26 protein-coding genes are annotated in these 24392 nt (G+C 66.1%); 24 read left to right on the top strand and 2 right to left on the bottom strand.

Going from position 1 to position 24392, the window contains the following annotated elements:
• The first annotated feature begins 52 nt into the window (after window positions 1-52).
• From parA to N792_RS05530, 5 genes are all read left to right on the top strand, one after another.
• Window positions 53-691, top strand: a complete 639-nt coding sequence (gene parA, locus N792_RS05550) for a ParA family partition ATPase (RefSeq protein ID WP_033834762.1) — start codon at window positions 53-55, stop codon at window positions 689-691.
• On the top strand, window positions 688-960 hold the full coding sequence (locus N792_RS05545) for a hypothetical protein (RefSeq protein ID WP_003111892.1): 273 nt from the start codon (window positions 688-690) through the stop codon (window positions 958-960). Before parA ends, N792_RS05545 begins: the two co-directional genes overlap by 4 nt.
• Window positions 957-1490: a DUF2840 domain-containing protein gene (locus N792_RS05540; RefSeq protein WP_036193262.1), complete on the top strand. Its 534-nt coding sequence runs from the start codon at window positions 957-959 to the stop codon at window positions 1488-1490. The genes N792_RS05545 and N792_RS05540 overlap by 4 nt, the downstream gene beginning before the upstream one ends.
• Window positions 1487-2074, top strand: a complete 588-nt coding sequence (locus N792_RS05535; protein ID WP_036193260.1) for a S26 family signal peptidase — start codon at window positions 1487-1489, stop codon at window positions 2072-2074. The genes N792_RS05540 and N792_RS05535 overlap by 4 nt, the downstream gene beginning before the upstream one ends.
• 448 nt (window positions 2075-2522) lie before the next feature.
• Entirely contained in the window at window positions 2523-4496 is a 1974-nt protein-coding gene (locus tag N792_RS05530) for a relaxase/mobilization nuclease domain-containing protein (protein ID WP_036193258.1), read from the top strand.
• Here the strand turns inward: N792_RS05530 and N792_RS14260 are convergent.
• A complete protein-coding gene (locus tag N792_RS14260) occupies window positions 4485-4883 on the bottom strand; it encodes a MarR family winged helix-turn-helix transcriptional regulator (protein ID WP_224743952.1) in 399 nt (132 codons plus the stop codon). The two genes, N792_RS05530 and N792_RS14260, sit on opposite strands and share 12 nt — an antisense overlap.
• Window positions 4884-4933: 50 nt before the next feature.
• Window positions 4934-5593, bottom strand: a complete 660-nt coding sequence (locus N792_RS05525; RefSeq protein WP_005304557.1) for a TetR/AcrR family transcriptional regulator — start codon at window positions 5591-5593, stop codon at window positions 4934-4936.
• Window positions 5594-5815: 222 nt separating this feature from the next.
• On the opposite strand from N792_RS05525, the gene N792_RS05520 reads away from it, so the two are divergent.
• The 19 genes from N792_RS05520 to N792_RS05435 all read left to right on the top strand — a co-directional run bounded on the left by N792_RS05520 (window position 5816) and on the right by N792_RS05435 (window position 24092).
• A complete protein-coding gene (locus N792_RS05520) occupies window positions 5816-7351 on the top strand; it encodes an efflux transporter outer membrane subunit (protein WP_036193256.1) in 1536 nt (511 codons plus the stop codon).
• Entirely contained in the window at window positions 7348-8919 is a 1572-nt protein-coding gene (locus tag N792_RS05515; protein WP_036193254.1) for an MFS transporter, read from the top strand. Before N792_RS05520 ends, N792_RS05515 begins: the two co-directional genes overlap by 4 nt.
• A gap of 7 nt (window positions 8920-8926) precedes the next feature.
• The gene (locus N792_RS05510) at window positions 8927-9961 is read left to right on the top strand and encodes an HlyD family secretion protein (protein WP_036193251.1); all 1035 of its coding nucleotides are present in this window, start codon (window positions 8927-8929) and stop codon (window positions 9959-9961) included.
• A 30-nt stretch (window positions 9962-9991) separates the two neighbouring features.
• Window positions 9992-10303, top strand: a complete 312-nt coding sequence (locus N792_RS13720; RefSeq protein ID WP_084105434.1) for a DUF3861 domain-containing protein — start codon at window positions 9992-9994, stop codon at window positions 10301-10303.
• A 33-nt stretch (window positions 10304-10336) separates the two neighbouring features.
• Window positions 10337-11281: a LysR family transcriptional regulator gene (locus N792_RS05505; protein WP_036193249.1), complete on the top strand. Its 945-nt coding sequence runs from the start codon at window positions 10337-10339 to the stop codon at window positions 11279-11281.
• Window positions 11278-11556, top strand: a complete 279-nt coding sequence (locus N792_RS05500) for an EexN family lipoprotein (RefSeq protein ID WP_036193246.1) — start codon at window positions 11278-11280, stop codon at window positions 11554-11556. Before N792_RS05505 ends, N792_RS05500 begins: the two co-directional genes overlap by 4 nt.
• 236 nt (window positions 11557-11792) lie before the next feature.
• Window positions 11793-13799, top strand: a complete 2007-nt coding sequence (locus N792_RS05495) for a conjugal transfer protein TraG (RefSeq protein WP_036193244.1) — start codon at window positions 11793-11795, stop codon at window positions 13797-13799.
• The gene (locus N792_RS05490; RefSeq protein ID WP_003111089.1) at window positions 13796-14260 is read left to right on the top strand and encodes a ribbon-helix-helix protein, CopG family; all 465 of its coding nucleotides are present in this window, start codon (window positions 13796-13798) and stop codon (window positions 14258-14260) included. The genes N792_RS05495 and N792_RS05490 overlap by 4 nt, the downstream gene beginning before the upstream one ends.
• Window positions 14257-15315 carry a P-type conjugative transfer ATPase TrbB gene (gene trbB / locus N792_RS05485; protein WP_036193241.1) on the top strand — a complete coding sequence of 353 codons (1059 nt, stop codon included), beginning with the start codon at window positions 14257-14259 and terminating at the stop codon, window positions 15313-15315. The genes N792_RS05490 and trbB overlap by 4 nt, the downstream gene beginning before the upstream one ends.
• The gene (locus tag N792_RS05480; protein WP_023121626.1) at window positions 15312-15698 is read left to right on the top strand and encodes a TrbC/VirB2 family type IV secretion system protein; all 387 of its coding nucleotides are present in this window, start codon (window positions 15312-15314) and stop codon (window positions 15696-15698) included. Before trbB ends, N792_RS05480 begins: the two co-directional genes overlap by 4 nt.
• The gene (locus N792_RS05475; protein WP_033453500.1) at window positions 15695-15967 is read left to right on the top strand and encodes a VirB3 family type IV secretion system protein; all 273 of its coding nucleotides are present in this window, start codon (window positions 15695-15697) and stop codon (window positions 15965-15967) included. The genes N792_RS05480 and N792_RS05475 overlap by 4 nt, the downstream gene beginning before the upstream one ends.
• 12 nt (window positions 15968-15979) lie before the next feature.
• Window positions 15980-18433, top strand: a complete 2454-nt coding sequence (trbE, locus tag N792_RS05470; RefSeq protein ID WP_036193236.1) for a conjugal transfer protein TrbE — start codon at window positions 15980-15982, stop codon at window positions 18431-18433.
• On the top strand, window positions 18430-19155 hold the full coding sequence (gene trbJ / locus N792_RS05465) for a P-type conjugative transfer protein TrbJ (protein WP_036193234.1): 726 nt from the start codon (window positions 18430-18432) through the stop codon (window positions 19153-19155). The genes trbE and trbJ overlap by 4 nt, the downstream gene beginning before the upstream one ends.
• Before the next feature lie 12 nt (window positions 19156-19167).
• Window positions 19168-19488: a hypothetical protein gene (locus tag N792_RS05460; RefSeq protein ID WP_036193232.1), complete on the top strand. Its 321-nt coding sequence runs from the start codon at window positions 19168-19170 to the stop codon at window positions 19486-19488.
• Window positions 19485-20870, top strand: coding sequence for a P-type conjugative transfer protein TrbL (trbL, locus tag N792_RS05455; protein ID WP_034011154.1), 1386 nt, complete (start codon window positions 19485-19487; stop codon window positions 20868-20870). Before N792_RS05460 ends, trbL begins: the two co-directional genes overlap by 4 nt.
• Window positions 20871-20882: 12 nt before the next feature.
• The gene (gene trbF / locus N792_RS05450; protein ID WP_005304512.1) at window positions 20883-21587 is read left to right on the top strand and encodes a conjugal transfer protein TrbF; all 705 of its coding nucleotides are present in this window, start codon (window positions 20883-20885) and stop codon (window positions 21585-21587) included.
• Entirely contained in the window at window positions 21584-22576 is a 993-nt protein-coding gene (trbG, locus tag N792_RS05445; protein ID WP_005304503.1) for a P-type conjugative transfer protein TrbG, read from the top strand. The genes trbF and trbG overlap by 4 nt, the downstream gene beginning before the upstream one ends.
• A 2-nt stretch (window positions 22577-22578) precedes the next feature.
• Window positions 22579-23853: a TraB/TrbI/VirB10 family type IV secretion system protein gene (locus tag N792_RS05440; RefSeq protein WP_036193230.1), complete on the top strand. Its 1275-nt coding sequence runs from the start codon at window positions 22579-22581 to the stop codon at window positions 23851-23853.
• Window positions 23850-24092, top strand: coding sequence for a DUF2274 domain-containing protein (locus N792_RS05435; protein ID WP_036193229.1), 243 nt, complete (start codon window positions 23850-23852; stop codon window positions 24090-24092). The genes N792_RS05440 and N792_RS05435 overlap by 4 nt, the downstream gene beginning before the upstream one ends.
• Window positions 24093-24392: the final 300 nt, after the last annotated feature.

Raw genomic sequence — 24392 nt, 5'->3', positions numbered from 1 at the left:
GGCCACAAGCGCAGCAGCAACAACCCGGCTTTCCAACACGGAGGGCCGCGCCATGATCGTCGCCCTGCTCAACCAGAAAGGTGGCGTGGGCAAGACCACGCTCGCCACGCACATCGCCGGCGAGCTGGCGATGCGCGGCCAGCACGTCGTCCTGCTGGACGCCGACCCGCAGGGTTCATCGCTGGACTGGACACAGCGCAGAAGCCAGCAAGGCTTGCCACGGCTGTTCAGCGCCGTGGGCCTCGCACGCGAAACGCTGCATCAGGAAGCGCCAGAACTCGCCAGGCGGGCCGATCACGTCATCATCGACGGCCCGCCACGCATCGCGGCACTGGCGCGCTCCGCGCTGCTGGCGGCCGAGCGCGTGCTGATCCCCGTGCAGCCCAGTCCTTACGACCTGTGGGCCAGCGCCGAGATGGTGGCGCTGATCCGCGAGGCGCAGGTGTTCCGGCCTGCGCTGCGTGCGGCCTTCGTCATCAACCGGCGCGTCAGTACCACCGTGATCGGGCGCGAAGCGCGCCAGGCGCTTGCTGACCAGCCGCTTCCTGCGCTGCGCGCGGAAGTGCATCAGCGCATCGTGTTCGCCGACAGCGTGGCCGCTGGCCGGCTTGCACGCGAGACGGCGCCGGACAGCGCCGCCGCGCGCGAAATCACCGCGCTGGTGGACGAGCTGCTGCGGTGGCCGACATGACAGCGAAGCCGCCACCTCGCGCAAAGCGTGTCGGCATCGGCGCGCGTCCACCGGCGAATCCGCACGCCGAGGCGTGGATTCGCCAGGGCGATGCCGATGCGCTGGGCAAAGGCGACCTCTACACCGCCCGCCTGACCCTCGACATCACGCCCGCGATGCGGGCGCGCATCAAGGTATCGGCCTTCACGCAGGGCGTGACCGTGGCCGACCTGCTGCGCGGCCTGCTGGAGCGCGAGTTTCCAGAACACCGCAGGGAGAACACCCCATGACCGCATCCGCTTCGCCTGCCGCTGGCGCGGCCACGGCTGCGCTCGCAGCACCTTCCGGCCAGCGTGCCAGCGCGCCGCTGACGCGCGTGGCGCTGGCCTACATCGAACCGCGCTTCAAGCTCTACCTGCGCTTCGGTGAACCTGCGCGCACGCACCAGCTCGACCGCTGGCGGCGCTGCGCGGTGTTCCTGCCGGGCGCCATGTTGTGCCGCATCCGCTGGCAGGCCAACGACTACGGCACCGTTCGCTGGCAGCTCATGGTGATGCAGGCTTGCACGCCACTGGACGCGGCGCAGCGCATCCCCGGCGTGCAGCCGGGTGCGCGCCTGCTGCTGCACGCCGAGAGCGAGAACCAGGTGCGCGCCGTGCTGGAGCGCATCGACGCCATCGAGGCGCTGGGCATCGCACCCGCCACTGTCTCGCCCGCGTACTGGCGCACGCTCGCCAACCGGCTCGCTGCGCGCCTGCCGCTACCCGAATACACCGCCGAGCGGCACGCCGCCTGGCTGGCCGGGAGGGCGCTGCCATGACCGCCGTTTCGACTGCCGGCACCGCGCCGCGTCCTCGCTCGCGCCTGCGCGCTCGCATCGTGCTGGCGGGCCTGTCCGCCTGCGGCCTCGCTGCGCTGGCTTGGGCGTCCTTCGTGCATCCGCTGCCGCGCCTGATCTACAACCCATCCGACAGCGTGGCGGTCGGCTGGTATCGCGTCGATCCGCTGGGCGACGGCACCGACTCGCTGCCACGTCCCTTGTTCGTGGGCAGTATCGTCCTGACCGCGCTGCCGCCAGATGCCGCCGCGCTGGCCGCGCAGCGCGGCTACCTGCCGGCGCGCGTGCCGCTGCTCAAGCGCGTGGGCGCCGTCGCGCCGCAGGAGGTGTGCATCACCGGCCGCGTTGTCCGCATCGACGGCGTGCCTTCGGCCGCCGTGCTGCCTGCTGACCGCTGGGGTCGGCCGCTGCCATCCTGGCAGCAATGCCGCCGCCTCGAACCCGGCGAACTGTTCCTCTTGAGTGTGACCAACCCGGCGTCGTTCGACAGCCGGTATTTCGGGCCGGTCAGCACGTCCGCCGTGATCGGCGTCGCGCATCCGGTCTGGCTGGAGTCCCGCCCATGATGGCCGCCGACTCGCTGCACGTTGCCGTGCATCTCATCGTGCCATCGGGCGTGTCGTTCTGCTGTCCGTCGCCGTGCTGTCGCGCGTGCAGTGCGAGCGCATCCACGCCGCACTTCGCGCTGCCTTCGGCGCAGCCGTCCAACGTGCAGGCGTCTTGCCTCGAACGCGCCCGGCCTGCGGCCGTGTCCGCGTTCGCCGGCGCGCTGGCTGCTCGCGCAGCAGCGCCGCCGGGCCGCCGCTGCCCGGAGCGCCAGCGAGGGGCAAAGGCGGAAGGCAAGACAAAAGGACGCGGCACCAGGCCGCGTAGAAACCCAGTCTGCACATGGGGGGAACGCAGCACGGAGCGGCTTCGCCGCCGTGCCGCGTTCGGCGCGAGGGTCGCGCCAATGCAGGCATGTCCGCGTGCTTCGCACGACAGGACACGCCAGAGCTTGCAGGGAGCACAGCCATGACCGACCGCCGCGACGACGATTTCCGCATCCGCCCCAGCGCCCCGAAGAACCGGGGCCAGGGCTTCGTCTCCAAGGTGCTCAAGCAGGCAGGCAAGGCCAGCGGTGGCAAGTCCTCGGTGCGCCGTCCGCCATCGGCGCGTGGCACCGGCCAGCGGCCCGGCTCGCGCCTGGGGCGCGGCCACACGGCGGCGCGCTTTGCGGGCGCGAAGCTCACGCCCATGTCGCGGCGCGTGACCATCAAGACGCTGCTGGTCAATCAGCGCCAGGCCAGCCCGCAGTCGCTCGCCAAGCACCTGCGCTACATCGAGCGCGATGGCGTGGGCCGCGATGGCGAGCCGGGCCAAGCCTACGGGCCGCAAACCGATGCTGCCGACCTCGACGCCTTCAAGGAACGCTGCACCGACGACCGACACCATTTCCGCTTCATCCTCTCGCCCGAGGATGGGGCCGAGCTGGAAGACCTGCGCACCTACACGCGGCATCTCATGGGCCGCATGGAAGCCGACCTGGGCACGGGCCTCGATTGGGTGGCCGTCAACCACTGGAACACCGATAACCCGCACACGCACATCGTCGTGCGCGGGAGCGACGACACCGGCAAAGACCTCATCATCGCGGGCGACTACATCGCCGATGGCTTCCGCCATCGTGCCGCCGAACTGGCGACCGAATGGCTGGGGCCGCGCACCGAACTGGAGATCCAGCAGACCTTGCAGCGTGAGGTGGAGCAAGAGCGGTGGACGAGCCTCGACCGCACGTTGCAGCGCGAGGCCGGCGAGGATGGCCGGGTGCAGATCGAACGCCTCAACGAACCCCGGCTGCAACGCCAGCGCCTGCTGCTGATCGGCCGGCTGCAACGCTTGCAGCGCCTGGGCCTGGCCGACGAGATGCAGCCGGGCACCTGGGCCGTTCATGCCGACGCGGAAAAGACCCTGCGCGCCCTGGGCGAGCGTGGCGACATCATCCGCACCATGCAGCGGGCCATGCGCGGCGAGCCGCGCGAACTGGCGGTGTTCGAGCCGGGCGACGATGGCCGAACCATCCTCGGCCGCGTGGCCGCGAAGGGGCTGGCCGACGAGCTGCGTGACCGGGGCTATCTGGTCATCGACGGGGTGGACGGCAAAGCCCACTATGTTGCGCTCAACGCCCGCGACGAACTGGCGAACTATCCGACCGGCGCGGTGGTGGAGGTGAAGGGATCGGCTGACGTGCGCGCCGCCGACAAGAACATCACCGCACTGGCGAGCGGCGGCCTATACCGCACCGACCATCACCTGGCCGTCGCGCAGGGTCAAGCCGTGCCCGGCCGCGATCCGCAGGAAGTCGTCGCGGCCCACGTCCGCCGGCTGGAAGCCCTGCGCCGCGCAGGCATCGTGGAGCGCGTGGCCGAGGGGCTATGGAAGGTGCCGGACGACCTGGCCGAACAGGGCCGCCGCTATGACGCACAGCGCCTGGGCGGCGTGGCCGTGGAACTGAAATCGCACCTGCCCATCGAGCGGCAGGCCCGCGTGATCGGAGCCACCTGGCTCGACCAGCAACTGATCGGTGGTGGCTCGGGCTTGGGCGACCTGGGCTTTGGTGGCGAGGCCAGACAGGCGATGCAGCAACGCGCCGACTTTCTGGCCGAACAGGGGCTGGCCGAGCGGCGCGGGCAGCGTGTGATCCTGGCGCGCAACCTGCTGGGCACGCTGCGCAACCGGGAGCTGGCGCAGGTCGCCAAAGACATTGCGGCCGACACCGGCTTAGAGCATCGCCCGGTGGCCGACGGGCAGCGCGTGGCTGGCATCTACCGGCGCTCCGTCATGCTCGCCAGTGGGCGCTACGCGATGCTCGATGACGGCATGGGGTTCTCACTGGTGCCGTGGAAACCCGTGATCGAACAACGCTTGGGGCAGCAACTTGCCGCCACGGTGCGCGGCGGCGGGGTGTCGTGGGAGATTGGGCGGCAGCGTGGGCCGTCAATCAGCTAGTGCTAACCCATGTATTTCGCTTTGTTTGAAAGCCTCGGTCAATTCCGAGCGAGCGGACTGCCAATGTGATTTCAACTCACGTATCGCGTTGCATCCATGTTCAGTCAGAATAATCTCGACGACTCTGCGGTCATGCGTGCGATCCATGCGCTCGTGTGCCGCTCTTTGGAGCATGCCCTTGTTTTCAAGACGGTCCAATAGCCTTGTCACAGAGGCTGAATCGACTGCCAGACTGCGGGCCAAAGTGCTAGGCGTACATGCTGGAGTGGCTGAAATATGGTGTAGCGCCATCACCTGCACAGCGGTCAAACCGAACGGAGCAGCCACGCGATTCAGCACTTGATTCCTTGCTGTGCAAAGCCGCGTGATGGCCGTAGAAAGCTCCATCACCCGAAGGGCGTCGTCTGATTTCTCCGTACCGATTGACCCATTCGGCATCATGATCGGGAACGCTTATTGGGCGAGTCCTCGCCGCAACCATAGGCACGCATGAATGTCATTACGGCTGCATTCGCCCACTGGTCAATCTGCGCCGAGGAAGGCGCGGCATCCGGATGAGTCAGGCACTGAAGCTGGGGTTCACCCCGAACCAGGTTGATGAACAGACTGGCGGCCGTCTCGCGGCCAATCTCGCCAAGATCGACCTCGCCGGATGCTGCCGCGTTGGCCAGTTGTTCGGCCACCATCGCCGTCATGACCTGCGGGCCGGCCAGATAGAACGTCCGTGCGAGCTGGGGGAAGCGTGGGCCTTCGGCGATCACGACGCGGAAGACAGCCAGCCCGCCCGGAGACAGCACGATGTTCAAGTAGGCCCGAGCCAACAGGGTCAACGTTTCTCGCAGCTTCCCCGGGCGGAACTCGATGCCCTGCACCGTGTTCGTGAACGCTGCACATTCGGCTTCGATTACCGCGGTGAAGAGTGCTTCCTTGTTCGCGTAGTGCGCGTAAACCGTGGACTTGGACACGCCAGCCTCGCGCTGGATCATGTCGGTTGTTGCCGCGCTGAACCCATGGGTCAGGAAGACGTTTCGCGCAGCGCGCAGAACGGTGAGAGCCTTGGCGTTCAGCTCGCCGCTGCTCGGCGGCGGGGCGGTCATGACTTGGTTGGTTCGTCGCATCTGCTTGGGTCGGAAGTTTTGACACGGTGGCCAGGATTCGATATAGTACCAAACCGCTCGGTACGCATCAACCTAGCCATTCGTCTCACAGGCATCTACATTTAAGCAGATGTCTTGGATTTCCTGTGAGCCGTCGGCTTAATTTTTATCGTAAAATCAAACCGAGCGGTTCGGTACTATTCGCACATTGGATAAACCTTCATGACGTCACAACCGCTGCTCTCACAACTGCTGCGACAAGCAGGCACGGCGCTCTGCACGATCTCACTGGTCGGCTGTGCGGTGGGTCCTGACTTCGTGAAACCCGACGACAGGCTTGCAGCCGTTCAACTGTCGCCCAGGGCGGATTACGCGCAGGCTCAGGAAACATCCGCTGCGAACTTCCCATCGTCATGGTGGACACTGTTCAACGATGACGTGTTAGCGGATCTGCAAGCCCGTGCGCAGGCGGGCAACCTGAACCTGCAGATCGCTTCCGAGCGCATTGAGCAAAGCCGGGCGCAGTTGGGGATTGCTTCCTCGCTGCTGCTGCCCAGCGTGGGCGCCTCGGCAGGCTATTCCCGCGAGGCCCTCAGCGAGCACGGCAAGTTTGCCGCGTTGGGTGCACCGACGAGCGCGAGCGATTTCTGGCAGTTGGGATTCGACGCCAGTTGGGAACTCGATCTGTGGGGCCGCGCGCGGCGATCGCGCGAAGGCGCCGCAGCCGCCTTCGAGGCCACGGTGTATGAGCGCGAGGCGGCACGGGTGGCCTTGTCCGCCGAAGTGGCCCGCACCTACCTCCAATTGCGAGGAACGCAGGCGCAACTGGACATCACCCGGCAGAACCTGGAGGTCGCCGATCGCACCCTGCGCCTTGCCGAAAGCCGTGAGCGCAACGGTGTCGCCACGCGCTTTGAAACCGCTTCGGCGCGCGCGCAACTGGCAACGGTGGAGGCGCTGGTGCCAGAACTGGTCCAGCGCCGCAACACGCTGATGAACGCCTTGGCACTGCTGCTGGGGGAGGAGCCGCGCGCCCTCGATGCGCAGTTGCTTGAGGCGATGCCCTTGCCTTCGCTTCCTTCCAATGTGCCGGTGGGCCTGCCCTCCGAATTGACGCACAGGCGGCCGGACATACAGCGCGCCGAAGCCCAGCTCCATGCCGCGACGGCGGCCATCGGCGTCGCCAAGGCCGATTTCTACCCGCGGATCGGCTTGCGGGGAAGAGTCGGCGTCGAGGCCTTCGAGTTCAACGACCTCGACAGTTGGGATTCCCGGTTCTTCTCCGTCGGCCCGACGGTCTATCTCCCGATCTTTCAGGGCGGTCGTTTGAAGCAGCGCCTGGCGCTGAACGAGGCACGGCAAAGAACAGCCGCCATCGCCTACAGGCAGACTGTGCTGCAAGCCTGGCATGAAGTGGACAACGCCCTGGACGCCTGGGCAGCCCAGCAGAACCGACATGCCGAATTGCTGGTTTCGTATGAACAGAACAAGCAGGCGCTGCATGCTGCCGAGCGCGGCTATCAGGAAGGCGCTGCCGACTACCTGAATGTCCTGGCCGCGCAGCGCGGCGTCCTAGCCAGCCAGACCAGCCTCAATGCCAGCGCCACCAACGCTGCGCTCACCCTGGTCAATCTCTACAAGTCGCTGGGCGGTGGCTGGGACCCTGACGCACTCACATCCGACCGGCAGGCCGGCGGCGATGCGCCCCTGACGACCACTGCGTCGTCTGCCACCTCGCCATCAAAGGCCGGCCAATGAGTGCCGCAGCGTTGCAGCCGACAGCGGCGCCACCCGCACCCGCTGCTGCGGTAGCCCCTCCGAAGCGGGCGATCGCCGGGCTGGTCGGCATCCTCATCGCGGCCATGATGGCCGGACTGAACAACCGCGTGGGCGCGTTGGCGCTGGCGGACGTGCGTGGCGCGCTGGGCTTCGGCCTGGACGACGCCTCCTGGCTCACGACCGTCTATAGCGCCGGCGAAGTGATCGCCATGCCGTTTGCGGCATGGTTCGCCATCACGCTCTCAGTGCGCCGCTTCGAGCTGTGGATGATCGGCGCATGCACCTTGCTGGCGGTGTGCATTCCCTTCATCCATGACCTCGATCTGCTGCTGGCCATGCGCTTCCTGCAAGGCATCGCCAGCGGCACGATGATTCCCGTGCTGATGATGGCGGCGTTGAAGTTCCTGCCACCCCACATACGGCTGCACGGACTGGCGCTGTATGCACTGACGGCCACCTTCGCCCCCAACCTCTCGATCTGGCTGGCGGGGCAATGGACGGATGGCCTGTTCGATTGGCGCTGGGTGTACTGGCAAATCCTTCCGCTCGCGGCCATTGCCGCCTTGTTGATCGGATGGGGCCTGCCGAAAGACCCGATCCAGACAGACCGCTTCCCGCAGGCCAACTGGCCGGGCATGGCTTTCGGCATGCCGGCATTTGCCCTGATTACCGTCGCCCTGGATCAGGGCGTGCGGCTGGATTGGTTCAACTCCCCCCTCATCGTCGTCTCATTGGTGGCCGGGCTGACGCTGCTGGCGGCCTATCTGCTGACGGAGTGGTATCACCCGGCGCCGTTCATCAAATTGCAGATGCTCAGCCGCCGCAACCTGGCGTTGGGCTTCACCTTGTTCATCTGCCTTCTGGTCGTGCTGACCTCTGGCGTGATGTTGCCGATGACCTATCTCGGGCCGCTCCAAAGCTACCGACCGCTTCAGATGGCACCAATCGGGCTCATCGTCGCGCTGCCTCAACTGGTCCTGGGTTCCGTGGTGGCGCTGTTCCTGTACCGGAAATGGGTCGATGCCCGATTCGTGTTCGCGGGCGGCCTGCTGCTGATCGCCCTGGCGTGCTTCTTTGGTGCGCAATTGACTTCCGACTGGAACCGCGACCAGTTCGTTATGACGCAGACGCTGCAAGCCTTTGGCCAGCCCATGGCTGTCGTCTCGATGCTGTTCCTGTGTACCAGCGTCGTACATCCCAGCGAAGGCCCGTATGTGTCGGGGAACATCAACACGCTGCGCGCCCTGGGGTCGGTACTCGGGGGCGCGGTGGTTGGGCAACTCGTGACCGTGAGACAGCGGTTCCACGCGGAAATGCTGCTGGACCACGCTGCGTTGGTAGGCAACTCCGTCCCGCTTGCTCCGGAGCCCGCTCAACTGATGGGAATCATCGGCCAGCAGGCGCTGGTGCTGTCAGTCGCGGATGCCTATCGCGTACTCGGCGTTCTGGCGCTGGTGATGGTCCCCTTCGTATTGCGGCTGACCTACATTCCCGCCCCCGACTTGCAGGCCGCTGCTCCTCAATCCAAACCTTTGTCCCAAGGATAGTTTCACCATGGCCATGCCGAAGAAAGCCAAGATCACCAGTGCCGTGCTGCTGCTCGCAGTCGCAGTGGGCTGTGTCATTTATCTGAATCGTCCCGAGTCCAGCGCATCGACCCAATCTACGGACGATGCCTACGTCCAGGCCGATTTCACCCTCGTCGCGCCGCAGGTGTCCGGCGTGATCGGAAAGGTACTGGTCGAAGAAAACCAGCCAGTGAAGGCTGGGGATTTGCTCGTCGCCATCGACGACCGGGATTTCATCGTTGCGGTGGACACGGCAAAGGCACAGGTCGCCGCTGCCGAGGCCAGTGTCGAGGGGCTTGCCGCGCGTGTGGTGCAGCAGGAAACCGCGATACGTCAGGCGCAGGCGGCCGTTGCGGTGGACGATGCAGAACTCAAATTGGCAGAGGCCAACCAGAAACGCTACCGGAACCTGGCCTCCGATGGATCAGGTTCGATCCAGGCACAGCAACAGGCCGAGGCGCAGTTGGCCATTCGGCTGGCCAGCCGGGACAAGAATCGCGCGGGCCTGCAAGCGGCGCGGCAGCAGACGGACATCCTGAAAGCCGATCTTGAAAAGGCCAAGGCTGCGCTTTCTCAAGCGCAAGCCGCACAGGCCGCAGCGGAGTTGAAGCTCTCCTATACCCAAATCACGGCGCCCATCAGTGGCGTGATCGGCCAGAAGTCAGTGCGCGTCGGATCGTTCGTGAATGCCGGCAAACCATTGGCGGCCGTCGTTCCACTGGATGCGGTCTACATCACGGCCAACTTCCGCGAAACGCAGTTGGCGCGCGTGCGGGCCGGGCAGCCGGTGGACATCAAGGTGGATGCCTTGCCGGGTACCGAGTTGAAGGGAACCGTGGAGAGCCTGGGGCCGGCCAGTGGCGTCAGCTATTCGGCCGTCGCGCCACACAACGCCACGGGCAACTTCACCAAGATCGTCCAGCGCCTGCCTGTGCGTATTCGCATCGACCCCGACCAGCCTGATGCGGCGAATCTGCGCGTCGGTATGTCCGTAACGCCGAAGATCCGCATCGGTGACTAGGTCATCACTCCAACATGAGGAGCCACACAAATGAGGCAATACCTTTATCGCGTAACTCTGGAGCAATTGACGGATTCACATGGCGTCCCCAGTGAACGCAAGCCTCTGCAGTTTGAGGTTGGGAATCATGACGACATCATCTCTGTCGTGACGTGGATTCGCAGCAGAGGTGATTTCAGCAGCCAGGCAGATGCGGCGGCATTTGCGGTTGGTCTGAAGCTGTTTGGCGGAGCCATCCTGGCGAACAAAGACAACCCGCTTCTATCTTCATTCCTGCCGCAGCTATATCAGTTTGTCAAGGATTTGAAAGCAGGATCAACCGACAGCCAAAGAAAAGACTGATTGTTCTCTTTGCGAAATGGGATGTGAATCGCCATGGAGCTTCGTCACCTTCGATACTTCCTAGCCGTGGCCGAAGAACTCCGTTTCGCTCGTGCGGCGGAGAAGCTGCATATTGAACAATCGCCGCTGTCGCGGGCCATCAAGGAGCTGGAGGAAGAACTCGGTGTGGCGCTGTTTGCCCGTACCACGCGCAGTACGCGGCTAACCCATGCCGGAACATTGTTTTTGGAGCATGTGCGTCGTGTGTTTGCCGCCTTGGAACAAGCACGTGATAGCGTGAAAGCGGCAGCTAATGGCTTTCATGGACAATTGCGAGTGGCCTTGTCGGATGGCATTACACCGTCGCGCTTGCCGACCTTGTTGGCGTTATGTCGTCAGGAAGAACCCGAGGTCGAAATCCGCTTCTTCGAGGTGCCGCTGTCGCAGCAGATCAAAGGGTTGCACGATGATCTATACGACGTGGGGTTTGCTCAGTCCGACGAGGTGGGCGATGGCATCGTCGCGTTGCCAGCTTGGAGTGATGCGCTAATGGTGGCTGTCCCCGCTCGCCATCCTCTACTGGCCCACAAGCGTATCCCCTTGGACGAACTGCTGCGCTATCCGCTGGTTTTGTGCGATCCGCAAGTGTGTGAAGGCCATGCCAAACACGTGGAACGAGTGCTGCGTCGTGCTGACATGGAACCGTTGATCGCAGAGCGAGTTTCCACATGCGATCTGATGATGGCGCTGGTATCAGCCGGCTTCGCGCTCGGGCTGGCGGGCGCTGCGCATATTTCCGCCAGCCGTGAACCGGGAGTGGTAGCGCGGCCACTTGCGTCGCGTGTACCTCCGCTGACGACTTACTTGCTTCGTCTTGACGGTGATCCGTCCGACGAACTTGCACGGTTCATCGAACGGGTACAGACAATTGAAACGCCGGAGACTCCCAGGCCCATCCGAGGCCGCAGTTCTGATCCACCGGAGGAATTGATGCCATGAAGAAAATCATTCCGTTCTTGCTCGTGACCGCCTTGTCTGCTTGCGGCCAATCCGAGGCACCTCAGAAGGCCGCCGATTCGGAGACGAATATTCCGACGGTGGAAGAACTGGCGGCCAACCCTGACCAGCTTAAAGGACTGCGCCAACAGTGCAAGACCGATCGCCCCAAACTGGGCGACGTGCTGTGCAACCGGGTGGCCGAAGCCACGCGCAAGCGATTCTATGGCGACGGCGAAACGCCCTACACACCGCCGAAGGAATCGCCCAAGTTCTAACTGTTGGCGGCTCGCCGCCTCGTCTTCATCTTTCTGTTCGACACGCCGCAACGCGCTATCGCTTGCGGCGTTCTTCTTTGATTCGACGCCGCGCGAATTCTGTCTTTTTGCTCGACCTTTCTGCCCAAAACGGTCTTTGACCGGCTCTAACCCGGCACCGATCCTGACGCTTGCGGCACGCCCTTGTGCCGCTCTTTCCATGAGGAATCAGCGCAGGAGAAATCGGAGGCCAGGTCATGCAAGGGACGAACGTGCTGTTCGGTCAGATCGCCGTCGTATTCGGCATCGTGATCGCCGGAGTGTGGGGCGCCACACAATGGACAGCAGCCGCCCTTGGCTATCAAGTACGCCTTGGCTCGCCCTGGTTTGATCTTCTTGGCACCCCGATCTACCACCCGTGGAAGCTGTTTGAGTGGTGGTTCTTCTTCGGCGCCTATACCCCGGAAGTCTTCGACATCGGCGGAGCCATCGCCGGTGGCAGTGGCATGGTCGCCGTGGCCGTTGCCATCGCCATGTCAGTCTGGCGCTCGCGGCAGGCGCGGCTTGTCACGACCTACGGCTCGGCCCGCTGGGCGAACGCGCAGGACATTCGCAAGGCGGGCCTCACGCAGCCGACCGGCGTATTCCTCGGCCAGCACGATCGCCAGTACCTGCGCCATGAAGGCCCGGAACACGTCCTGACCTTCGCGCCCACGCGCTCGGGCAAAGGTGTTGGCCTGGTCGTTCCCACGCTGCTGTCCTGGCCGGCCTCGGCCGTCATCCACGACATCAAGGGCGAGAACTGGCAGATCACCGCCGGCTGGCGCAGCCGCTTCAGCCACTGCCTATTGTTCAACCCGACCGATGCGATGTCGGCGGCCTACAACCCGCTGCTGGAGGTGCGGCGCGGCGCGCATGAAGTGCGCGACGTGCAGAACATCGCGGACATTCTGGTCGATCCCGAAGGCGCACTGGAGAAGCGCAACCATTGGGAGAAGACCTCGCACGCGCTGCTGGTCGGCGCGATCCTGCATGTGCTCTACGCCGGCGAGGACAAGACGCTGCGCGGCGTCGCCAACTTCCTCTCCGACCCGGCCAGCCCGTTCGAGCTGACCTTGCACCGGATGATGACCACGCCGCACCTCGGCGATGGGCCGCATCCGGTCGTCGCCTCGGCAGCGCGTGAAGTCCTTAACAAGAGCGACAACGAACGCTCGGGCGTGCTGTCCACGGCCATGTCGTTCCTCGGCCTGTACCGCGACCCGACAGTGGCCGAAGTCACCTCGCGCTGCGACTGGCGCATCGCTGACCTGATCGCCGCCGAGCATCCGGTATCGCTGTACCTGGTGGTGCCGCCCTCGGACATTTCGAGGACGAAGCCGCTCATCCGCCTGATCCTCAACCAGATCGGTCGGCGCCTCACCGAATCGCTCGATGGCTCCGACGGCATCGAGCGCCGCCACAAGCTGCTGCTGATGCTCGACGAGTTTCCAGCACTCGGGCGGCTCGACTTCTTCGAGACGGCGCTGGCGTTCATGGCTGGCTACGGCATCCGCAGCTTCCTCATCGCGCAGTCGCTCAACCAGATCGACAAGGCGTATGGGCAGAACCACTCCATCCTCGACAACTGCCATGTGCGCGTGACGTTCGCCACGAACGACGAACGCACGGCCAAACGGATCTCCGAGACGCTGGGCACGGCCACCGAGCTGCGCGCCCAGCGCAACTATGCCGGCCATCGGCTCGCGCCGTGGCTGGGCCACCTCATGGTGTCGCGCCAGGAGACAGCCCGCCCGCTGCTGACGCCGGGCGAAGTCATGCAGCTCCCGCCTGACGAGGCCGTGGTGATGGTGTCCAGCGTGGCACCGATCAAGGCGAAGAAGCTGCGCTACTACGCGGACGCCAATTTCGAGCGCCGCGTGCTGCCGCCGCCCGCGCTTGCGGGCGGGCAGTACGCCGACGCGCCGCCGCTGCGCCCGGATGACTGGAGCGGGCTGGCGATTCCGCCAACGCCTGCCGTACCCGCTGCCGCATCCGCTGATGGCCTGGGGAGCTTGACCGCCGACGACGGCGGCCCGCGGCGTCAACCCGAGCTTTCCGAAACCGTCGCTTACGACCCCGAACTGGCCGCGCCCGCGGCCGACCTCGGGCTGCTCGACGACGACGACGACCTGCCGCTTCCTCTTCCTCGCCAGCTCGATCCAACCGTGCAGCGCACGGCCCGGCTGGCTTCCCTCGACCCCAACGACGGAATCGAGCTATGAGCCACTACCGCCTGAATCTCTTTATCCAGCCGGAGCACGCCAAGCGGCTCGATGAGCTGGCCGCCAAGAAAGGCGTGTCCAAGTCGTCCATTGTCGCGGCGGCGCTCGCATCGTGGCTGTCGCCCGATGCCGCCGACCAACGCGAGGCAGCCATCGCCAAGCGGCTTGATCGCCTGTCGCGCCAAGCCGAGCGCATGGAGCGCGACCAGAACATCGCCATCGAAACGCTGGCGCTGTTCATTCGCTACTACCTGACCGTGAGCACGCCGGTTCCCGAGGCGCATCAAGACGCGGCACGCGCGCAGGGCAAAGCGCGCTTCGAGCAGTTCACCGAGCAGCTTGGTCGCCATCTGCTGCGGGGCCGAAGCCTGGTGCGCGACGTGGTGGAGGAACTGCACCCCGACCCGATGCGGATGGAGGACGCGGCGGCGGCCGCGCAAGCGCAGGAGCGTGCGTCATGAGCGCCGTGCCGCAATCCATGACCGCCACATCGCTCGACCGGCGCATCCAGATGCTGCGCACGGCAATGGGGCCGCTGATCGCCACCGCGCTCGAAGACCCCGACGTGGTGGAAATCATGCTCAACCCCGATCGCACTCTTTGGGTGGATCGCCTGTCGTCGGGCCGTGCGCCGATGGGCGTGGAGATGCCCGAGGCCGATGGCGAGCGAATCATCCGCCTGGTCGCGGCCCACGTCGGCGCAGAGGTGCATCGCGGGCAACCGCTGCTATCCGCCGAACTGCCCGAGACAGGCGAACGCTTCGAGGGCATCTTGCCGCCCGCCGCGCCGGGGCCGGCCTTCGCGTTGCGCAAGCGCGCCATCGGCGTGATCCCGCTGGAGCGGTACGTCCTGGACGGAATGATGACCGCTGCCCAGGCGGGCTTTCTCGTTCGCGCCGTGCGCGAGCGCCAGAACGTCTTGATCGCCGGGGCCACCAGCAGCGGCAAGACCACGCTCGCCAATGCCTTGCTCGCTGAAATCGCCGCCACCGGCGACCGCGTGCTGGTGCTCGAAGACACGGTGGAGCTGCAATGCGCGGCCCGCGACCACGTTCCGCTGCGCACGCGCGCAGGCGTGGTGTCCATGACCGAGCTGGTTCGCTCGTCCATGCGCCTGCGCCCTGATCGTGTTGTCGTCGGCGAGGTGCGCGGCGCCGAGGCGCTGGATCTCATCAAGGTGTGGGGCACTGGCCATCCTGGCGGCATCGCCACGATCCATGCGGGTTCTGCGCTGGGCGCGCTGCTGCGCATGGAGCAACTGATTCTCGAAGTAGCGGTGAACCCGCCGCGTGCGCTGATCGCCGAGGCGGTCAACGTGGTGATCCACATCGCCGGACGCGGACGCAAGCGCCGCATCGAGAGCATCGCCCGCGTCGTCGGCTTCGATGGCGTTGGCTACCAACTGGCGGATGCGATGGATACGCCGTTTCCCGAGCTGTCGCCAGTTCCCGATGCCGCATCCGCTGCGGCGACTTCCTCATCCCCGTCCCTCAATCCCTCTGGAGAACTGCCATGACGCACGCCCATGCTTTCCGTGTTTCCGTAAATCCGCCTTCGCACCTGTCCATCCTCGCGCGGCTGCGCTGCCTGGGCCGCCCTGCGGGGCAAGGGCTGCTGCTGGCCGCGCTGCTGCTGTTCTTGGCCGGAACCGCGCAGGCCGCCGGTTCCTCGATGCCGTGGGAAGGCCCGCTGCAATCCATCCTCGAATCCATCCAGGGGCCGGTGGCGCGCATCGTCGCGGTCATCATCATCATCGCCACGGGCCTCGCGCTCGCGTTCGGCGACACGTCGGGCGGCTTTCGCAAGCTGATCCAGATCGTGTTCGGCCTGTCCATCGCGTTCGCGGCTTCGAGCTTCTTCCTGTCCTTCTTCAGCTTCTCCGGCGGGGCTGTCGTATGAGCGCCCCGGATACATTCGCGGCCGGGTTCGAGGTGCCTTTGCATCGCTCGCTCACCGAGCCGATCTTGCTGGGAGGCGCACCGCGCACCGTGGCGATTGCCAACGGCACGCTGGCCGCCGCCGTCGGGCTGGGCCTGCAACTGTGGATTCCTGGCGTGGTGCTATGGATCGTGGGCCATTCGCTGGCGGTGTGGGGTGCGCGCGTCGATCCGCAGTTCATGGCCGTGTTCGCCCGGCACATCAAGCACCGCCCGCTGCTGGACGTGTGAGGGGATGCCGCCATGCTAAACCTCGCCGAATACCGCCAGCGCCCGGCCTTGCTTGCCGACTGGCTGCCCTGGGCTGGGCTAGTCGCGCCGGGCGTGGTGCTGAACAAGGACGGGTCGTTTCAACGATCGTTCCAGTTCCGCGGCCCCGACTTGGACAGTGCGACGCAGGGCGAATTGATCGCCACGGCGGCACGGCAGAACAACGCGCTTCGCCGCACCGGCTCTGGCTGGGCCTTCTATATCGACGCCGAGCGGATGCGGGCATCGCGCTATCCGCAGTCCTCGTTTCCCGAGCCGCTGTCGTGGCTGGTGGACGAGGAACGACGTGCGGCGTTCGAGGAGTCGGACAGCCATTTCGAGAGCATCTACCACTTCACGCTGCAATACCTGCCGCCGGAGGAGTCGCGCGCCCGAGCCGCCAAGATGCTCTACGAGAACACGCCGACGAATGGCGTGGACTGGCGCGAGCGGCTGCAATCCTTCGTTGCGGAAACGGATCGGGTCTTTGACCTGCTCGATGGCGTGATGCCGGAAGTCTCCTGGCTGGACGACAGCCAGACGCTGACCTATCTGCACTCGACCATCTCGACGCGACGCTATCGCGTGGGCGTGCCCGAAGTGCCGTTCCACATCGACGCGCTGCTGACCGACTCGCCGCTGGTCGGTGGCCTTGCGCCCATGTTGGGCGACCGGCACCTGCGCGTGGTGTCGGTGCGCGGCTTCCCGACCTCGACCTGGCCGGGGATTCTGGACGACCTCAACCGCCTTGGATTTGGGTATCGCTGGAGTACACGATTCTTGTGCCTCGACAAATCCGAGGCGGAACAGGAGTTGGGGCGCTTGCGCCGGCAGTGGTTTGCGAAACGGAAGAACGTCATCGCGCTGCTGCGCGAAACGATCTTCCAGCAAGAAAGCCCGCTGGTCGATACCGACGCCAGCAACAAGGCCGCCGATGCGGACGCCGCCTTGCAGGAACTGGGCAGCGATCAAGTCGCCTTCGGCTACCTGACGGCGACCGTCACCGTCATGGACGAGGACGCCGCCGTCGCAGACGAGAAGCTGCGCATGGTGGAGCGCGTCATCCAGGGGCGCGGGTTCGTCACCATCCCCGAAACGCTCAATGCCGTGGATGCCTGGCTGTCCTCGCTCCCCGGCAACGCCTACGCCAACGTGCGCCAGCCCATCGTCTCGACGCTGAACTTGGCGCACATGATGCCGGTGTCGGCGGTATGGGCTGGGCCGGAGAAGAACGACCACCTCGATGGCCCGCCGCTGATCGTCACGCGCACCGACGGCGCCACGCCGTTCCGGCTGGTGACGCACATCGGCGACGTGGGCCACACGCTGGTCGCAGGCCCGACCGGCATGGGCAAGTCGGTCTTGCTCGCCACGCTGGCGATGCAGTTCCGCCGTTATCGCGGCTCGCGCATCTTCGCCTTCGACATGGGCCGCTCCATGCGCGTCACCATCCTCGGCCTGGGCGGTGAGCACTATGACCTCGGCACGGATGGCGAAATCGCCTTCCAGCCACTCGCGCGCATCGACCGTGAGGGCTACCGCACCTGGGCCGCCGAATGGATCGAAGGCCGCTTGCTGCACGAAGGCGTGGCGGTCGGCCCCGACGAGAAGGCGGCTATCTGGTCGGCGCTGGGAAGTCTCGCTGGTGCGCCGGTGGAGCAGCGCACGATGACGGGACTTTCCGTGCTGCTGCAATCGAACACGCTGCGGCAGGCGCTGTCGCCCTATGTGCTCGGTGGCGCCCACGGCAAGCTGCTGGATGCCGACCACGACCGGCTGGGCATGGCCGACGTGCAGTGCTTCGAGATGGAGGAGCTGATGCACAGCAAGGCCGCCGTCATGGCCGTGCTGCACTACCTCTTTGCGCGTTTCGATGAACGCTTCGACGGGGCGCCCACGCTGCTGATCCTCGATGAAGCGTGGCTGTTCCTCGATGACCCGGTGTTTGCCGCGCGCATCCGGCAGTGGCTCAAGACGCTCAGGAAAAAGAACGTCAGCGTCATCTTCGCCACGCAGAGCCTGGCCGACATCAAGGATTCGAGCATCGCGCCCGCGATCATCGAAAGCTGCGCAAGCCGCATCTTCTTGCCGAACCCGCAGGCGACTGAGCCGCAGATTCGCACGATCTACGAGGGCTTCGGCCTCAACAGGCGGCAGATCGAAATCGTCGCCACCGCGCAGCCCAAGCGCGACTACTACTACCAATCCCGCCTCGGCAACCGCCTGTTCGACCTCGACCTGGGGCCAGCGGCGCTGGCGTTTGCGGGCGCTTCCACGCCGCAAGACCAGCGCGACATAGACCGCGTGCTGCTGGACGCCGGCGTGCCCGGCTTCGCGGGCGCCTGGCTGCGCCATCGCGGCCTCGATTGGGCGGCCGACCTGCTGCCCTCGTTCCCCGGCTTCGCGCCGGGTTCCCTCGCTGACCAACCCCTGGAGAACCTGCCATGAAAAAGCGCCTTATCGCCGCCGCCATTGCGGCCATGCTTTGCACTGCCACCGCCCATGCGCAATGGGTCGTGGTCGATCCGACGAACCTCGTGCAGAACACGCTGACCGCGATCCGCACGCTGGAGCAGATCAACAACCAGATCCAGCAGCTTCAGAACGAAGCGCAGATGCTGATGAACCAGGCCCGCAACCTCGCCAGCCTGCCGTCCAGCGTGGTGAACCAGTTGCGCGCCAATCTGGCGACAACCGAACGGCTGATCGCCCAGGCCAGGGGCTTGGCCTACGACGTGACGAATCTGGATCGGGAGCTCGCGCGCCTGTATCCCGAACAGTACGCCGCCACCGTCAGCGGCGACCAGATGTACCGCGACGCGCAGGAGCGTTGGCGGAACACGCTCAACGGCTTGCAGACCACCATGCAGATGCAGGCGCAGGTGTCGCAGAACCTGGGCGAAGACGAAAGCGTGCTGGCCGACCTCGTGGGCAAGAGCCAGTCGGCCGAAGGTGCGTTGCAGGCGATGCAGGCCATGAATCAGTTGCTGGCCTTGCAGGCCAAGCAGTCGATCCAGTCGCAGCGGCTCCAGATCACGCAAGACCGGGCGGCGTCGCTGGAACTGGCGCGGCAGGCGGCAGCCACGGAGCGCGCCCGCGAGGTGCGGCGGCGCTTCCTGGGCGACGGCACGCCGTACACGCCGCAGTCCGTGAACTTCTACGGCAACTGACGGGAGGCCGCCATGCGATGCGTCCTCGTCCTGTGTGTCGCGCTGCTGGCCGCTTGCGGCGAGCAGCCGGCCGACCACCTTGCCGATGCCTTGGCCGCCGATCCCGTGCGGCTGAAGGCATTGCGCGCGCAATGCGCGGCCGACCGGCAGGCCACGGGCGAGGACGCTTGCCGTGTCGCCGCCGAAGCCTTCCGGCGGCGCTTCTTCTCCGGCCAGGCCGGGCCGGATGAATACCAGACGCTGGCCGACCTGCCGCCGATCCCGCCGAGCTTCGAGGAACCGGCCGATGGCATGGCGCCGGCCGTTCCCGCCGAACCGGAGGACACGCCATGAATGACGTGACCATCATCGACCAATTCCTCAACACCTTTGCCGCTTATATCGACTCGGGTTTCGGGCTGCTGCGGGGCGAAGTGGCGTTCCTCACGGCCACGCTGATCGTCATCGACATGACGATCGCCGGCCTGTATTGGGCCATGAGCCATGCCACCGGCCAGGGCGAGGACGTGATCGCCAAGCTGCTGCGCAAGGTGCTCTACGTCGGCGCCTTCGCCTACATCATCAATAACTTCAACTGGCTGGCCAGCATCGTGTTCCGCTCGTTTGCGGGATTGGGCATCACCGCCACCGGCTCGGCCATCACGATGGAGAACTTCTTGCAGCCTGGCCGGTTGGCGAAAACCGGCATCGACGCCGGGGCGCCGATTCTGGAGCAGATCGGCGAGATGGCGGGCTTTCCCGAAGTGTTCGTGAACCTCGACCCCATCGTGGTGATGTTCCTCGCGTGGCTGGTCGTGGTCTTGTGCTTCTTCGTGCTGGCGATCCAACTGTTCATCACGCTGATCGAGTTCAAGCTGACCACGCTCGCCGGATTCGTGCTGGTGCCATTCGCGCTCTGGAACAAGACCGCGTTCCTCGCCGAAAAGGTCTTGGGCAACGTGGTGGCCTCCGGCGTCAAGGTTCTGGTGCTGGCCGTGATCGTCGGTATCGGCTCGGGCTTGTTCGCTCAGTTCCAAGTCCATCCCGCCGAGCCGTCCATCGACCACGCGCTGGTCATCATGCTGGCCTCGCTCACCTTGCTGGCGCTCGGGATCTTCGGCCCCGGCATCGCCACGGGCCTCGTCTCCGGTGCGCCGCAGCTCGGCGCTGGCGCAATGGCCGGTGCTGCTGTCGGCGCTGCCGGCACGGCCGTCGCCATCGGCGCCGCCGCGACGGGCGTGGGTGGCGCCGTGGCTGCTGGTGCGCGCATGGCCCCGGCTGCCGCCAAGCTGGCCGGTAGCGGTGCGCGCGCCGCCACGTCGGCGGCCAGCAGTGCGAAGTCGGCGTTCCAGGCCGGTTCCGCCGCCGCTGGCGGCGGCGCGAAGGGCGCGATGGCGGGCCTGGGCAACGTCGCCAAGACCGGCGCGCAGGCAGCCGGGCGAGGCGCTGCATCCCGCGCTTCCGCTGCCGGGCAACGCATGGCCGCTCCCTTCCGCGCTGGCTGGAATGGCGCTGCTGCCGATGGCGGCGCGGGCGCGGCATCCGGTCAGGGTGCCGCAGGCGAGGCCGCATCCGGCGCCGCTACGGCGCAGACACAGGAACAGCCCGCTTGGGCCAAGCGCCTGCATCGCCGCCAGCAACTCACCCACGCCGCGACCACCACCGCCCACGCACTGCGCGGTGGCGATGGCGGCGGCTCCGGCCAGGGGCCGAGCCTGCGCGATTCCGATTCATAAGGAGAACTGACCATGCGATTCAAGAAACCGCAGGTGCGCTACGCCGACACGCCGCAGCCTGCCACGCCGTACCAAGCTGCCGGCCAGGTGTGGGACGAGCGCATCGGCTCGCCGCGCGTGCAGGCGAAGAACTGGCGCCTGATGGCCTTCGGCTGCCTGACGCTTGCGCTGCTGATGGCCGGCGGCCTGGTGTGGCGCTCGGCGCAATCCATCGTGACGCCCTACGTCGTGGAGGTGGACAACGCGGGCCAGGTACGCGCCGTGGGCGAAGCCGCCACGCCATACCGGCCCAACGATGCGCAGACCGCGCACCACATCGCGCGCTTCGTGACGCTGGTGCGCTCGCTGTCTATCGACCCCATCGTCGTCCGCCAGAACTGGCTGGACGCCTACGACTACACGACCGACAAGGGCGCGGCCGTGCTCAACGACTACGCACGGGTCAACGACCCGTTCGCGCGCATCGGCAAGGAGTCGGTGACGGTGCAGATCACCAGCGTCGTGCGCGCCAGCGACACGTCTTTCAACGTGCGCTGGACGGAACGCCGCTACGTCAACGGCGCCGCGGCGGGCTTGGAGCGGTGGACGGCCGTGGTGTCCATCGTGCTCCAGCCGCCGCGCACCGAAGAACGCCTGCGCAAGAACCCCCTGGGCATCTACGTCAACGGCCTGTCGTGGAGCCGCGAACTGGATTCTTCCGAAGGAGCCAAGCCATGAATGATCTTTTCCGTAAATCCGCCTTGCCGGTGATCTTGCTTGCCCTGGCGGGCTGCGCCACGCAGGGCAAGCCACCGCCGACCATCTCGCTCGATGAGCCAGTGCAGGCCCAGCCGCTACCCGAGCCACCCGCGCCGGTGGAGGTGGTGGCGGTGCCCGAGGTGCTGCCGATGCCGGCGCAGTTGAAGCCATTGCCCGAAGCCGAGGACGCCAAGCCCACGCCGGAGCCAGCCGACGAGAAGGTGCGCGTCTCTCGGGCCAATGCCGAGGCGCGCGTCGCACCCACGCGCGAGGGATACGTCAACGCAATTCAGGTGTGGCCGTTCACCGATGGCGCGCTCTACCAAGTCTATGCAGCCGTGGGCCGCGTGACCGTGATTTCGCTCCAGCCGGGCGAGGAGCTGGTGACGGTGGCCGCTGGTGATACCGTGCGCTGGATCGTGGGCGATACGTCGAGCGGCAGCGGTGCTGACCTGCGCGTCAATGTGCTGGTCAAGCCGATCCGCTCGGGCCTCAAGACCAATCTCGTCATCACCACCAACCGCAGGACATACCTGCTGGAGTTGGCTTCGACGGAAAAGACATGGATGGCGTCGGCTTCTTGGGAGTATCCGCGTGACCGGATGCTGGCCTTGCAGCGCCAGGCGCAGGCGGCCAGCGCCGCCGCGCCGGTGGACTCCGGCTTGTCGCTGGAGAACCTGCGCTTCCGCTACGCGGTCAGCGGTAGCAACCCGCCGTGGAAGCCGCTGCGCGCATTCGACGACGGGCAGAAGGTCTATATCCAGTTCCCCGCCGGCATCGCGCAAGGCGAGCTGCCGCCGCTGTTCGTGATCGGGCCGGAAGGCGACGGGCAACTGGTCAACTACCGCTTCCGCTCGCCGTACTACATCGTGGATCGGCTGTTCGGTGCCGCCGAACTGCGCCTGGGCGGGGACAAGGGCGACGTGGTGCGAATTGAGCGCACGGACGGCGTTGCGCGGAGGAACTGACCATGAGCCAGGACGACACCCCCGACCTCGCCATGCCGCAGGCAGGCAAGGTCGCGCCGGAAGCGGTGGCGCTGCGCGCCCAGCCGCGTCCGGTCACTCGCCTGAACCGGCGCACGCTGGCCATCCTCGTCGGCGGCCTTTCGGTCGCCGTGCTCGGGGCCACGATCTGGTCGCTGCAACCGCAGCGGCGCAGCGCCGACGAGCAGACCGAGCTATACAACGTCGATCGCGTCTCGAAGTCCGAAGGGCTGGATGGTCTGCCGGCCGACTACTCGAAGCTGCCGCCGAAGGTGCCCGAGCTGGGGCCGCCGCTGCCGGGCGACCTCGGCCCTGCCATCGTGAACTCGCAGCAGCCGGCCGTGGCCGCTTACGCGGCCCCCGGCCACGACCCCAACGATGCCTTGCGCAAGGAGGCGGAAGCCGCTGCGGCTTCGTCGGTGTTCTTCCGCTCGGGCGGCCAAGGCCAAGCCGCCGCGACCGTGGCGCAGGCGACACCGGGTGCGCCTGGTGGTGCAAGCGCGCTCGCGGCCTTCGACCCACTCGCGGCCGGGCCGGCATCGGTGGCGACGCAGCCTGCCGACCCGACCGCCGTACAGAACCGGCAAGACCAGAAAGAGGCGTTCCTGAAAGCCGGCTCTACGGAAACCCGCAATTCCGGCAATCTGGCGCTGCCGGCGTCGCCCTATCAGGTGATGGCCGGAACCGTGATCGCGGGCGCGCTGGTGACGGGCATCAAGTCGGACTTGCCGGGCGACGTGATCGCCACGGTGACGGAGCCGGTTTTTGACACGGCAACTGGCAAGTTCCTGCTGATCCCGCAGGGATCGCGCATCCTTGGGCGCTACAACAGCCAGGTCAGCTACGGGCAGAGCCGTGTGCAGGTGGTGTGGAACCGGGTCATCCTGCCGGACACGTCTTCGCTGACGCTCGACAACCTTGTGGGCACCGATCCAGCCGGCTACGCCGGCTTGGAAGACGATGTGGACTGGCACTGGAAGCGCATCGTCGCGGGCGCGGTGCTGACGACGCTGCTGGGCGTCGGCGCAGAACTGGCCGCGCCGGAGAACCGCCAAGACGGCAACCGCATCGTCATCGCCGGGCGTGACAGCGCCCAGGACAGCATCAATCAGGTCGGCCAGGAGATCACCCGACGCAACATGAACATCCAGCCGACGCTGACCGAGCGGCCTGGCCTGCCCGTGCGAATCATCGTCAACCGGGATCTGGTGCTGCGGCCGTACCAGCCGCTGTTCTTCAATCGGGGAGCTTCGCAATGAGCACGACCAAGAAGCTGCGGCTCGGGCCGCTGCCCAAGACCGAAAGCGTCAAACTGACCTTTGCCTGCCCGGCCAGCTTGAAAGCCGACCTCGACCGCTACGCCGCGCTGCACGCGCAGGCGTATGGCGAGGCGGTCGATGCAGAGAAGTTGATCCCGCACATGCTGGAGGCGTTTATGGCGGGGGATCGGGGATTCAAGCGCACACAGCCCAAGAACGGAAAAGCCGCCCCTGCGTGAACAGGGGCGGCTCTGGATTGGTGCCCGAGGCCGGAATCGAACCGGCACGCCTTTCGGCGAGGGATTTTCTTACCACTTCGACTTTCGCCGCCGCCCTGCTCAAACGCAGGGCGTTCGTGGTCTGGAGCACGCCTTCACCATAGCCTTGCGGCCGTAGGTGCCCGCCGTCTGCTCTCTACACCTTCCCAAGCTGTAGCTTGGGCTTGGCTCGGCGTTGGCTCGGATGCAAAAGCATCCAGGGCGTTCGCCGACTTTGACGGGCTTCACTTCGGGCGTTTCCCCCCGAAGGCTCAAATTGTT

It is taken from the genome of Lysobacter concretionis Ko07 = DSM 16239 (assembly GCF_000768345.1).
Classification (GTDB): Bacteria; Pseudomonadota; Gammaproteobacteria; order Xanthomonadales; family Xanthomonadaceae; genus Novilysobacter; species Novilysobacter concretionis.
This window is presented reverse-complemented; position numbering and strand designations above follow the sequence as displayed.